15 protein-coding genes are annotated in these 11,694 nt (G+C 39.4%); 3 read left to right on the top strand and 12 right to left on the bottom strand.

The genetic code is table 11. From position 1 onward, the window contains the following. Window positions 1-27 precede the first annotated feature (27 nt). Window positions 28-291 (bottom strand): YokU family protein, encoded by a 264-nt coding sequence (locus ASG93_RS27605; protein ID WP_056837292.1) that lies wholly within the window; start codon window positions 289-291, stop codon window positions 28-30. Between the two features lie 379 nt (window positions 292-670). Between ASG93_RS27605 and ablB the strand changes: the two genes are divergently transcribed. Further along, the gene (ablB, locus tag ASG93_RS27600) at window positions 671-1,528 is read left to right on the top strand and encodes a putative beta-lysine N-acetyltransferase (protein WP_056837282.1); all 858 of its coding nucleotides are present in this window, start codon (window positions 671-673) and stop codon (window positions 1,526-1,528) included. Window positions 1,529-1,546: 18 nt separating this feature from the next. Here ablB and rpoN read toward each other — a convergent pair whose 3' ends face one another. Next, complete coding sequence (gene rpoN, locus ASG93_RS27595; protein WP_056837281.1) at window positions 1,547-2,872, bottom strand: RNA polymerase factor sigma-54; 1,326 nt, start codon at window positions 2,870-2,872, stop codon at window positions 1,547-1,549. 132 nt (window positions 2,873-3,004) lie between these two features. On the opposite strand from rpoN, the gene ASG93_RS27590 reads away from it, so the two are divergent. After that, on the top strand, window positions 3,005-3,484 hold the full coding sequence (locus ASG93_RS27590; protein WP_056837279.1) for a hypothetical protein: 480 nt from the start codon (window positions 3,005-3,007) through the stop codon (window positions 3,482-3,484). A gap of 29 nt (window positions 3,485-3,513) precedes the next feature. After that, complete coding sequence (locus ASG93_RS27585; protein WP_056837277.1) at window positions 3,514-4,428, top strand: polysaccharide deacetylase family protein; 915 nt, start codon at window positions 3,514-3,516, stop codon at window positions 4,426-4,428. Between the two features lie 66 nt (window positions 4,429-4,494). Here the strand turns inward: ASG93_RS27585 and ASG93_RS27580 are convergent, their stop codons facing one another. The 10 genes from ASG93_RS27580 to kynU all read right to left on the bottom strand — a co-directional run bounded on the left by ASG93_RS27580 (window position 4,495) and on the right by kynU (window position 11,604). Further along, on the bottom strand, window positions 4,495-5,280 hold the full coding sequence (locus tag ASG93_RS27580; RefSeq protein WP_056837687.1) for an arylamine N-acetyltransferase family protein: 786 nt from the start codon (window positions 5,278-5,280) through the stop codon (window positions 4,495-4,497). 88 nt (window positions 5,281-5,368) lie between these two features. Further along, window positions 5,369-6,208, bottom strand: coding sequence for a GNAT family N-acetyltransferase (locus ASG93_RS27575; RefSeq protein WP_056837273.1), 840 nt, complete (start codon window positions 6,206-6,208; stop codon window positions 5,369-5,371). 70 nt (window positions 6,209-6,278) lie between these two features. Next, a complete protein-coding gene (locus tag ASG93_RS36600; protein WP_056837271.1) occupies window positions 6,279-6,563 on the bottom strand; it encodes a hypothetical protein in 285 nt (94 codons plus the stop codon). A 45-nt stretch (window positions 6,564-6,608) separates the two neighbouring features. Further along, on the bottom strand, window positions 6,609-6,890 hold the full coding sequence (locus tag ASG93_RS36595; RefSeq protein ID WP_056837269.1) for a hypothetical protein: 282 nt from the start codon (window positions 6,888-6,890) through the stop codon (window positions 6,609-6,611). Between the two features lie 95 nt (window positions 6,891-6,985). After that, window positions 6,986-7,408, bottom strand: coding sequence for a nuclear transport factor 2 family protein (locus tag ASG93_RS27560; RefSeq protein WP_056837267.1), 423 nt, complete (start codon window positions 7,406-7,408; stop codon window positions 6,986-6,988). A gap of 146 nt (window positions 7,409-7,554) precedes the next feature. Next, complete coding sequence (locus ASG93_RS27555) at window positions 7,555-8,103, bottom strand: DUF402 domain-containing protein (RefSeq protein ID WP_235550979.1); 549 nt, start codon at window positions 8,101-8,103, stop codon at window positions 7,555-7,557. A gap of 10 nt (window positions 8,104-8,113) precedes the next feature. Beyond that, window positions 8,114-8,569, bottom strand: coding sequence for a GNAT family N-acetyltransferase (locus ASG93_RS27550; protein ID WP_056837266.1), 456 nt, complete (start codon window positions 8,567-8,569; stop codon window positions 8,114-8,116). 157 nt (window positions 8,570-8,726) lie between these two features. After that, window positions 8,727-9,353 (bottom strand): arylformamidase, encoded by a 627-nt coding sequence (gene kynB, locus ASG93_RS27545; RefSeq protein ID WP_056837264.1) that lies wholly within the window; start codon window positions 9,351-9,353, stop codon window positions 8,727-8,729. A 30-nt stretch (window positions 9,354-9,383) separates the two neighbouring features. Further along, window positions 9,384-10,232 (bottom strand): tryptophan 2,3-dioxygenase, encoded by an 849-nt coding sequence (gene kynA, locus ASG93_RS27540; RefSeq protein WP_056837262.1) that lies wholly within the window; start codon window positions 10,230-10,232, stop codon window positions 9,384-9,386. Between the two features lie 97 nt (window positions 10,233-10,329). Next, window positions 10,330-11,604: a kynureninase gene (kynU, locus tag ASG93_RS27535; protein WP_414858895.1), complete on the bottom strand. Its 1,275-nt coding sequence runs from the start codon at window positions 11,602-11,604 to the stop codon at window positions 10,330-10,332. Window positions 11,605-11,694: the final 90 nt, after the last annotated feature.

Here is an 11,694-nt window from a genome sequence, read left to right as displayed (position 1 = left end):
CCCCCATTGATAAACATTGCTACGGCTTTATTTGAGAAACATATTCTTAACCCGAGGAGCCCTTAACAGATCTTCATAGCGAAAAGCAGTTCCTAGCGCGGATACATCATGCCAGTAAAGTGTCTCTTCGATTTGCTGTGCAATACTCTCCAATACGTAAGTACGGCAGTTAGAACATTCGATAGCAGGGACTTCCAAAATCTGAACCGACATTCTCCCATCCGGCATGATCCAGTAGCAATCTTTCACGCTTTCCCGGATATCCTCCGTTTCACACCACATGCAATTCATATACATCCGTCCTCCTAATGGTGAGACTTTGATCTCCGACCAAAGATCCCTATATCTCCCCACAAAGTGAAGTAATGCTTCGAAGCATAGTCCCATTACTTTGCGGGGGCCCCAGAATATTTTATATGGAACATTCTTATCACTACCTGATTACTATGCAAAATAAATGCCAACTTTTCGAGGTAGGCATCTAACTTCTGCAATGTGTTATCGCGGGAAAAGCCGCCAATTATTTGGCAGTTGCTATATTTTTGGCAGCAAAATTAATAATTCATTCGGTATTGCACACACGCTGTACCCATCGAGGTCTCGGTTTACAGTTGGCACCATTTTTGCAGATAGCTGAATGAACGATTTTAGGCAGAAAGGGGAATTCTGGATGCCAAGTAATCTCCCAACGTATACAAATCAGGTTGAGAACGGCGACGATTATAAGGTTAGCTTTTGCCTCGATTTCTTAAACAAACGGCTGCGGGTGGATGACTATCTGGGAAATGTGGATGCCATTTGCAAACGGATAGGCGAGATTGCTAAAGTCAATGCTTTGACCAAAGTGTTTATTAAATCTAGAGAGGATGATTGGCAAACTTTTTTATCCAAAGGCTGCATGCTGGAGGGAATTTATAAGGGATATTTTAATGGTTGCGACGCATACTGTATGGCTCTGTATGATGATCTTGAGCGGCGGACTAGCGATTATTGGATAAAGGAGGACCAAATTCTAAATCAAGTGCTAGCTCTTCCCCTTAAGCCAGATCGGCCATTGGTTCCGGAACACTGTACTCTGCGTATTGCTCGGATGGAGGATGCTGATCGGCTTTCAGCTTTATACAATCAAATATTTCAAACATATCCGACACCGATGAACGATCCTTTGTACATCGAAAAAACCATGCGGGAGGGAACGATTTATTATCTCGTTGAATCAACGGATCAATTGATTAGTGCCGCCTCCGCAGAGATCAATACGGTCTACGCCAATGCAGAAATGACGGATTGCGCCACACTCCCTGCCTATCGTAATCAAGGACTCATGAGATTGCTTATGCATGCTTTGGAAGATGAATTAATCACGCGAAGCATCACTTGTGCTTACTCTTTATCCAGAGCCCTTTCTTTCGGTATGAATGCCGTTTTCTTCCAAATGGGGTACCGTTATTACGGCAGACTAACGAAAAATTGTGATATCTACGATAAATTTGAGGACATGAATCTGTGGACCAAAATGTTAAAGTGAATTTGACCCCTTTAGAAACTATATGCGTTTCCTTCTCAGTGAAGAAGAAATGCCTAACTCCTCCCGATATTTGGTGACCGTACGGCGAGAAATTTGAAAGCCTTCATCGTTCATAAGTTCTGTCAGCTGCTGGTCGGAGTAAGGCTTGGCGTGGTTTTCTCCATGGATCCATTCCTTTAATCTCTTTTTTATACGCTCCGAGGACGCTGAATCACCAAGGTCCATTTGCAAACCGGAGGGAAAAAAGTACTTCAGCTCGTAGATGCCCCATGGTGTTTGCGCATATTTGCCAGCAGTTGCGCGGCTGACCGTTGATTCATGCACACCGAGTTTATCGGCAATATGCTTCAAAGTCATTGGTTTGAGATAGGACGCTCCTTTCCAAAAAAACTCGGTCTGTTCCTCCACAATCGCTTGCGCTACGCGAAATATGGTCTTTCGTCTTTGCTCCAAACACTTCAGGAAGAACATCGCTGAATTTAATTTACTTGAGAGGAACTTTGTTGCCTCGTTATTGCCGCCACTATCCTTCCCCATTTGTTCGTAATATCCATTAAGCGAAAGACGGGGCGACGCTGCTTGATGAATCATCACAACGAGCTGTTCACCAGCCTTTTCAATAATGACCTCGGGTATGATATAATGAATAGCTTCTATGTGAAAGGCTGCGCCGGGTCTAGGATTCAATCCTTTGATCACCTCAATCGCAGCCTGAATTTCTTGTGCGCTCACTTGTAAAATCTTTGACAATTTATGAATACGGTAATCGGCAACATCCTTCAGATGATTACGAATTAATAAAGAAACTAATGGATAGCATAGCGACAGGGACTGTACCTGAAGAAGCAGACATTCTCTTACATTTCTAGCTCCAATACCAACGGGTTCAAAGCCCTGCAAGATCCTTAGCGCAAGCTCCGCTTGAGCGAGATCGACCTTACATACGTCGGAAATTTCATCCAAAGAGGCTCCAAGATAGCCATTGTTGTCCAGATTTCCGATTATCAACTCGACAATTTCACGAGTGGGTGGCGAGATCTTTTTCACAAAGCTAAGCTGCTCCTTTAAATGCTTCTCCAGGGATATCTCGTTCGATGCGGCTTGATCCAAGGGGTCATAAATGGGGGCACGACTGCCGTTTGCGCGATGGAATTTAGAAGTATTGTTAAAAGCATCCCATTCGTTTCCGGCGAATTCCAATACCGGGTTCTCAATCGCCTCCTGCTGGACAACCTCCAGCAATTCCGGTGTCGAGAGTTGCAGGATCGTTATAGCTTTTCGCAATTGCGGAGTTAACCGCATTTTGGTCGCTTGTTGTTGGAACATTCCGTATCCTGGGCGCATGTACATCACCCCCTTTTGTTTTTGCTTCTATATGTATTCAAATAAAGGCATCAACTTGATAATTTTAAAATGAACAATGATCATAGGTCCAACGTCTTAATTAGGTAATATGTTAAAAGAAGGAGCAGAATCATGAGAAAATTATTCACATCACGATTTAACTGGAATAAATGCAGTGAGCAGTTGGAGACTTATCTGGAAGCAAAAGTGTTGAAATGGAAAAAACGTTTAAATCCCTTGACGAACAAAATCGGTTATGGTATCTACTTTTACAAGAATATTACCATTAACCTAAATCGTCTGAACAAAGAAATATTACTAATTGCCGAGGACAGTATTCATCTCTCCCATTTCAAGAAATCATCATTTCCCAGTTTTATATCCGTTGTTGATGGCATTAATGCGACGTCAATGTTCATGAAATTGCCAAACCATATCATTCAACAGATTACATCCTTGGTCAGAGCACTCCCAGCGTTTAAATCGCTGCAATCCATAGCACGTGCGTATGGGTACAAATGTGAACTCCATTACAACCAAAGTAAAGCATTTGTCGGCTCTTTACAGATTCACTTTGTACAAATAAACAAGTTCCCCACTCTACCGGCATGATTTAACTTGAAAGTTGGAGATAACACAAGATGTTGAAAAAGAACCTTATAAAATGCTTTTGTATAACATTCGTATTCATCGTATTTTGTTATGCACTATTAAATGATAAGTATAAAACCGTTAACGGATACCACTATAGCAACCGAGTTGCCGTTCTTGAATATCACCACATCGATCCTACAGAATCTGAATTTACCATTACCCCTGATACATTCAAACAACATTTGGAAGCGCTGAAGGCTAATCATTATCATGTGATTTCAATGAAGGAATTCGTTAATTTTCTAAATGGAAAAGGCTCAGTTCCCCCAGATGCCGTTGTACTTACTTTTGATGACGGGTATGAGTCTTTTTACAAATATGCATATCCCGCGTTAAAAGAGCAAAACATGACCGCTACTAATTTCATTATTGTAAATTACTTAGGAACCAATCCCGGAACTCCTTTTTTGAACTGGGATGAAATTCAAACAATGAAGAGTGATGGTTTTGATTTTTACTCCCACACCTTTAATTCACATGATTTTGCTGTTGATCAAAACGGAAATCCTATTGCTCCCTTAACGAATCCTATCTATTTAAAAGACCAAAACAGAATGGAAACCGAGGAAGAATATAAACAACGAGTCAAAATCGATCTAAAAAAAGCAGATGAAATCATTCAAATGAAATTGGGGAATCAAGATAAATTATTTTGTTTTCCTCACGGGAGGTATAATAAAACTCTTTTAGATATCGGAGACCAGCTAGGAATTAAATATTACTTTACTGGGTTGGATGGGTTGAATACGCCTGGAACTAAATTGATAAAACGTGTAAATGTTGGATCAGCTCATGTTACAGCAAAAAGTCTGCTTCGCATACTCAATGGAGAAACAAGCGTAACCGGAAATTTGAGAATATTCTTGAAAAACATTATCGTAAATCAACGAATGGCGGAATAGTATTCAAAGTATTCGTTGATAGCGCGAATACGAAAAATGAAAAAGAAGCCGTTTCAAAACGGCTTCTCATACTTCTTGAAATCCAAAATGCTGTTTGGCAAGCTCTTTGAATTTAACGTTATCAATCTGTTCCTTACTCGATTTCCCATTCATCCATTGTGTGAAAGAAGTATCGGTTAACGTTACATTTCCTTCGTTTGTAAGTTGGGTAATCAGTGGGTTTTTGTTAAAGCGTGAATCTTTGTGCTGGACTATGATTCCTTGGACTTCGTTCAATTCAGTTAAACCCGTTAATGGTCGTTTTGTATCAAAAGCATACCCTATTTTCCACTCTGTATCTTTATATTTAAGTTTCATTTCAAGAACATAATCCCCATAATCAGTTTCCGCTGCTTTGACTCGAAATTCTCCATTCCCAGAGGTGATAGTTTCTCCATTTAGCGGCACAGGTTTTAGCGGTAGGTTGCCACCAAATCCGGTATCGACCAAGTACGTATGACCTTCATGCTGCAAAAGAATAGTAACATGAGTTCTTCCAAGTTTTGACCAATCCTTCGTTGCATAATTGTATACTTCTCCGCGAACTAACGATGCATTGAATCCATTTTCAACCAAGAAAAAATAAAGCAGCGGATTTAATTGATAGCATAGACCTCCTTCATTTTTTACGAGAATTTTGGTAATCAAACTTTCTTTTGTAATAGCACTTGTTTCATTTGAGATGATGCTTAAATTTTCAAAAGGAAGGGATTTTGCTGTTTTCTCAAGAATGCTATCTAACTTTTCAAAAGTAAGTAATTCATTTTCTGAAATACCAACTCTTTTACGAAATAATCCATCTAACTCATTCATTATTTTGATTCCCCCAGTTGCGGATACCAAGGCCACCATCCCGTTTGATTGAAATCCTCCATAGGCTCCTCCTTGTATATGTCGATTATTAAAATTGAATAACGATTGAATCCATTATCGGTTCATATCCAATTTGAATATAAATTTTATTAGAAGTAGGATTATTGAGATTCGTGTATAAACTTGTTGTTTTATAACCGCGATCTAACAAAATTTGAGTGAAAGCTGAGACACAATCCGAAGCATATCCCATTTTTCTTTCACTAATTGGCGTGTAAACATAGCTGATTGTTATATTATTTGGGGTTGGACGTATAGAAGCAGCCATGGAAACCAACTCTCCGTTCACTTCCCATGCAACTAAATTTCCTTTATCAATCATTCTTGCAGCTCTTTTATCTGCTTCTTCTAAACTTATTGGTTGGTTCGTTTCATTGCAAAACTGATACAGCCACTCTTTAATTATATGATGATCATTTTCTATAACACTCCGAATTTTTCCATTTGTATGTGGTTCTTTCTTAATTTTTTCTAGTTTATAAATTATTTGCTCCATTAGGACATTTGCTTGAATCCCTTTAACGTTCGAAATATACGCAGCTAGTTCAATCGTTAATTTCTTTTCACCTATAAAGCCAGGTATAACTTGAATTGCGTTAATCAACTTTTCTCCTATAACCTGAATTTCCTTTGATGTAAAAGAAACAGGTTTTGACAAAATAATTTGATTAGGTTTTGTTTGTAGTAAAACCAACCCTAACTCGTTATCTTTTAGTACTGTAGCCATAAAAAAAGGAATTTCATCTTTTTCACTCAAAGATTGTAAAACACCTAATACTAAATTGTTTTCTGCTTCATTTTGTACTAAGTATGAGATAATATCTTTCTTAAATACTGTAAGATCATCATACTTTAAAAGTCTTATCAAACAAACCATCCCCTTAGGTTAGTTTTTGAATAGATCATGATCTTCTTCCTTAACTCCCATTTTACGGCAACTACATATAAGGTGCAGCAAGCTTCCTTACACGCTCAATACCTTCCCACATATCGCCAGGTCCATCATAAACAAGAGTTATAGGACCTTCATATTCTGCTTGCTTGGCAACTTCCATACAACGAATAAACTCAGCTTCATCTGGATATCCATCCGCATTCGTTTGTGCTTTGGCATGAATCGACTCACTGTGTGGAACCGTTTTGGCAAGTTCACCATATTTCTCGGTTCCTTTAAAATTGCCAAAATCCGAGGTTAGCCCAAGAAGCTCCCCGCATCCTTCCAATAAAGCAAGGCAATTATCCGCGATTGATGTTAGTGAGTGAAAGTTTTATTCAATTAGCAGCGTATAAAACTGGAGATCTGCTTCCGTGAATGCTTGTTTCAATCTTTGCAAATATGCTTCCCTTGTATCCGGTAAATGAAAATGACACACTTCTAGCGATTTAAAACCTTTCTTCGCAAGAACAGCAGGTAATTCAAGCAAAGAGATGAGTTCAGGTTGGTCTTGGGTAGCTGTTATTTGCGTACGCGTGTTATCATCCCAGCGGGTCCACCGCAAGGGCCCCAGATTCCGATGTAAGCTCCAACTCGTTAATGATAAAAATGGCATATTTTCCACCCTTTCGCTTCTTCTGTTAGACACAAAACCATCGCATCAAAGATACGATGGTTAATTGTTTCTTACAAGAAAATCGTTAAATCTAATTATAAATCTTTGTTTCCGTCTATGTATTTTAAGTTAAACTGGAATTTATCAATCTTCCATACGTCTTCATTTTGTGTCAAATGAAAATTGTATGTCCCAACAAATATCCTCACATTTTGGCCTGTCGGATTAGGTAAATAGTGACTTGCTATCCCATAGCAGAAGAGATCTGCTTCATTTCCTGACACGTCCACAATGTAGTTACCCACCTGATGATGGATGGCTTGCAGTTTTTTCAAACCTTCATCCCAACTATCAACAATTTGTTGAGCACTGATAATGGCTGGTGGCCCTGCTCCCATGGAACTCATATCAAACAAAACTTCTACTGCCAGACACTTCTTGACTTCTTCCCAGTTCCGTTCATCTGTAAAAATAAATAATTGATTAACTGTTCTAATAATATCTTCCTGTTGAGTCATTCCCTACACTCCTCTTTCCTAATTAAATTAATAATTTGAATGAACAGTAGTTGTTATCAACAAAGGTGAGACAGCAGCAACTTTTAAATTCCATTAGTCACCAGTAATCATTTTACCATAAAATGTTATCGTGTAACCTCAATAATTTATCTTGGAATACAGTCAATAAACTTATCGAGCGATCCATCAAAAGGAAATGTTTTATTTCTAACAAGTTCCTTTAAGCTCTGTAACTCTTGACTAGCTTTATGAATTAGAGCTTCTGGATACGCAAATTTAATTGCATTACTCTCAAACTCATCTTCATCAACAACCTTCCATTCACCGTTTCTTTGCACATAATCCAGGTCTAAATCTACAAAAGAAACCGTGTTACCTTCGATCTTCGCAGGTTGGTTTATATTGCAATAAAATTGGTGAATTTTACCTCCTACTACATCCGCACTAACAGTAAACCATGAGTCAAATGGGAAATATTCAATCGTCCAAGTCTCAATGATAAATACCTTTTGTTTTGTGTAATGATTTAATTTTCTTCCGTACTCGCCTAGGACAACAATGTGTGAATCCGTCTTTTCTAATAAAGTTGTGTTCCACTCATAATGTAGTAAATTTCCATATTTTAAAGCCTGAATTGTTATTCGATTATCCATTGTTTCATCCTTAAGGTTCGAATATTGTCTTGGAATTGTCATCTAATTAAACTCATAATTCCTTTGTCATAAATACACTATTAGGATCCTCTACGTAATCCGCAAACGGCTTGCAATATTGAAACCCAAAACTTTCATACATTCGTCTAGCCGGATCGAAAGCTTCCATTGACCCCGTTTCCAAGCTTACCCGTTGATAGCCGCGTCGCTTGGCTTCTTCAATGATGTGTTCAAGGATTTGCCTTGCAACACCTTTTCTTAGATGTGATGAAGAAGTTCGCATTGATTTAATCTCTCCGTGTTGACTATCAAGTTCCTTGATAGCCCCACAACCAGCTAATTCATTTTGTTCCCATCCACTCCAGAAGGTAATTCCCGGTTGTTTCAATTTATCCAAATTTAGTGCATGTGTACTTTCTGGCGGAGATAAAGATGCCATATGCTGAAGATGTTCTCTGATTAATGCAACCACTTCGGGTCCAGTTAAATCATCTATTTTAATATCCATTAAAATCACTCCAAAAGTCTCTATTTTTTTAATCCTAAGCATACGATTTAATAGATTTATTTTCAACTATTACTGATATTATAATTGTTTGGAAAATTACGTGAGAAAGCCCGTTTTAGCCTTTGAAATGGCTTTAAACGGGCTATAGTTTATTCGTTTATACTATTTTTTTCAACACGGCACGTACCGGACTTCCATCTGCTTCAACTAATGGGAGCGGGAGGGCTATCAATTCATAATCCCCTGGTACAACATCGTCTAAGACAAGCCCTTCCAAGATATGAATGCCATGACTGGCAAGCTCATGATGGGCTAATAGTTCTTTACTATCTAATGGATCTACGGACGGTAAATCAAGACCAATAAGACGAACATCATGTTCTGAAAGATAAGCCGCTAATTCTGGTTGGAGGTGAGGAATTGTTTGTGGGAACATACGCCTATCCTTCCATGCATCTGTACGAATTAACAAGCGGGTAATCCCTTTTAAATCTATACCGGATATTTCACCCACTCCGATGGATGTATAGTTTGGCAGGTAGACAAGACGAGCACTTCCAATATATAAATCGAGATCCAATTCAATTACTCTTTTTCCCTCATTATCAAAATGAAAAGGTGCATCAATATGGGTACCGGTGTGTATACTCATGCTGATTTGACCTACATTGACAGATCCGCTCTCTTCTTTACTCCAATTCACTTTGTATGAGAAGGGTGTGTCTCCTGGCCAGACTGCGACCTTGTCGTCTAGCGGTTGTGAAATATCAATCCATGTCCCCAAGCATTGTGCCTCCCTTTCTTCGATTTCCTCTCATAGCTTCGCTCTTAGACTCCATAGTTCCGGGAAGAAATGTTGGTCCAGCGCTCTTTTTAAATAAGTAACACCTGACGAGCCGCCTGTACCTTGTTTATGACCAATAATTCTTTCCACGGTAGTCATATGATTGAAACGCCATAATTGCTGCTGACTTCCGATGTCCACTAGTTTCTCTGCCAACTCATATAAATCCCAATATTGATCGACATTGCGGTAAACGGTCAGCCACGCCTCTTCTACACTGGCATTTGGTTGATAATTTTGCGACCAATCCCTGTTAAGCGCCTCTTGATCAATAGGTAATCCACGCACCGCAAGAGCATTGATTGCCGCGTCATAAATACTTGGCTCATGAAGAGACTGCTGCATTTGCTCGTATAGATCGATCTGATGTTGAAAAACGGATAACGTATGGACATTCTTGTTTCCTAGCGCAAATTCAATTAAACGGTTCTGATAAGACTGGAATCCGGATGATTGGCCCAATTTATCCCTAAACTCCATATACTCAGCTGGCGTCAACGTGGAGAGAACGCTCCAAGACTGAATCAATTGCTGCTGAATCCTCGAAACGCGCGATAACATTTTAAATGATGGTTCCAAATCGTTATTGCGTATACACTGGGTAGCAGCTTTCACCTCATGTAAAATGAGCTTCATCCACAACTCGCTCGCCTGATGGATAATGATAAAAAGCATTTCATCATGGTGATCCGAACATCTATGTTGACTAGATAAAATTTTATCCAAATGGAGATAATCTCCGTAGGACATGGCTTTGCTAAAATCTGTTTGAATTTCTTTTTCTAGACCCATATTTATGTTTTGTTCATTGTTATTCATTCTGTAACCCCTCTCCCACTAAGAGAAATCCAACAGTTTGCCATTCGATTGCGTATTTTTATTTATCAACTTTCATCCCCCTTTTGCCAAAAGGCATTTAGGCAACGACTTCACGTTCATTATGAAATATTTTGTATTGTTCTTCTGCCATGATTTTTTTGAGAATTTGTATGACTTCCCAAACTTCTGCGTAAGAAGTATACAGCGCTACCGGAGCAAGACGAATGATGTTTGGTGCTCGGAAATCCGGAATCACGCCGCTTTTTTTCAATGCTTTGCAAATGCGAGCAGCTTCATTATGCTCAAGACTCACATGAGCTCCGCGGCACACGTCTTCTCTGGGACTTCCAATGGTGAACCCATAATCAGCTAACTCATGCTCAATTAAGTTTATTAAATAGTGATTGATTTGAAGAGACTTTTGGCGAATATTCTCAATACCGGCTTCTGCAAAAATTTCTAAAGAACCTAGTAAAGGTGCAAGGCTTAATACGTGTGGCGTTCCAATCTGATAGGCTCCCGCTGATTCAGCTGGTGTTAACGTATGTTCCATGTCAAATTGTTTATCTTTTCTGGACCCGAACCACCCAGCCAATCCAGGTTTCGTTCCAAAATGTTTACGATTCACATACAAACCGCCAACACAGCCAGGTCCGCCGTTTAAATGTTTGTAATTACACCAATACGCAAAGTCGACACCCCATTCGCTAAACGAATGGGGGATCGCCCCGATCGAATGGCAACCGTCGAATCCGATTAAAATGCCTCTTCTATGAGCTTCTGCCGTTAAGCGCTTCATGTCCAATATTTGACCGCTGCGATACAGAACAGTAGGCAAGATGATTAAAGCAACGTCATCCGTCATAGCCTCGACAATATCATCTTCTTCTAAAAATCGGCCATCCCGGCTTTTCACACGGATGAGATGGGTATCTGGATCGTATCCATGATTGCGAAGTTGGCTTTGAAGCGCATAAATATCAGATGGAAACGTTAGTTCATCTGCCAAAATTTTGGTACGTGTCCCTTGAGGCTTATAAAAAGTAGCTACAAGCTGATGCAAATTTACGGTTGTGGAACCGGTTACAATAACTTCGTCAGGAGATGCTCCTACTAACGGTGCGCTCATCTCGCCTAATTTCTCGGATAAGGTAAACCATGGATAATTCCCATGCGTCCATCCATCGATGCCATGTTCTTTCCAATCGGCCAAAGATTCCAAGAGTGTACGTTCAGCTCTTCTCGAAAGCAGCCCCAATGAATTCCCATCCATATAGATGGAATCAGGCTGAAAATAAAATTCTTCCCGGAAACATGAAAGTTTATCCTCTTCGTCCAATTGTTTGGCGTAATCTAATGTAGGTTGGAACAAATTCGAAAGCACTTTATCATCTCCTTTTTATTAAAAACTGCTTTTTCTAGAGACATCATAACAATGAATATGACATCATGTCAATATTAT

The sequence above is a fragment of the Paenibacillus sp. Soil787 genome (genome assembly GCF_001429545.1).
Lineage (GTDB): Bacteria > Bacillota > Bacilli > Paenibacillales > NBRC-103111 > Paenibacillus_E.
The sequence above is the reverse complement of the archived record's forward strand: the minus strand, read 5'-3'. Positions and strand labels throughout refer to the sequence as shown.

Excerpts from the sequence above, each read along its gene's own strand:
- ablB (WP_056837282.1), top strand. The coding sequence starts at position 671 with ATGCCAAGTAATCTCCCAACGTATACAAATCAGGTTGAGAACGGCGAC.
- ASG93_RS27590 (WP_056837279.1), top strand. The coding sequence starts at position 3,005 with ATGAGAAAATTATTCACATCACGATTTAACTGGAATAAATGCAGTGAG.
- ASG93_RS27580 (WP_056837687.1), bottom strand. The coding sequence starts at position 5,280 with ATGAATGAGTTAGATGGATTATTTCGTAAAAGAGTTGGTATTTCAGAA.
- ASG93_RS27605 (WP_056837292.1), bottom strand. The coding sequence starts at position 291 with ATGAATTGCATGTGGTGTGAAACGGAGGATATCCGGGAAAGCGTGAAA.
- ASG93_RS36595 (WP_056837269.1), bottom strand. The coding sequence starts at position 6,890 with ATGCCATTTTTATCATTAACGAGTTGGAGCTTACATCGGAATCTGGGG.
- kynA (WP_056837262.1), bottom strand. The coding sequence starts at position 10,232 with ATGAATAACAATGAACAAAACATAAATATGGGTCTAGAAAAAGAAATT.
- ASG93_RS27585 (WP_056837277.1), top strand. The coding sequence starts at position 3,514 with ATGTTGAAAAAGAACCTTATAAAATGCTTTTGTATAACATTCGTATTC.
- ASG93_RS27550 (WP_056837266.1), bottom strand. The coding sequence starts at position 8,569 with ATGGATATTAAAATAGATGATTTAACTGGACCCGAAGTGGTTGCATTA.
- ASG93_RS27555 (WP_235550979.1), bottom strand. The coding sequence starts at position 8,103 with ATGACAATTCCAAGACAATATTCGAACCTTAAGGATGAAACAATGGAT.
- rpoN (WP_056837281.1), bottom strand. The coding sequence starts at position 2,872 with ATGCGCCCAGGATACGGAATGTTCCAACAACAAGCGACCAAAATGCGG.
- ASG93_RS27560 (WP_056837267.1), bottom strand. The coding sequence starts at position 7,408 with ATGACTCAACAGGAAGATATTATTAGAACAGTTAATCAATTATTTATT.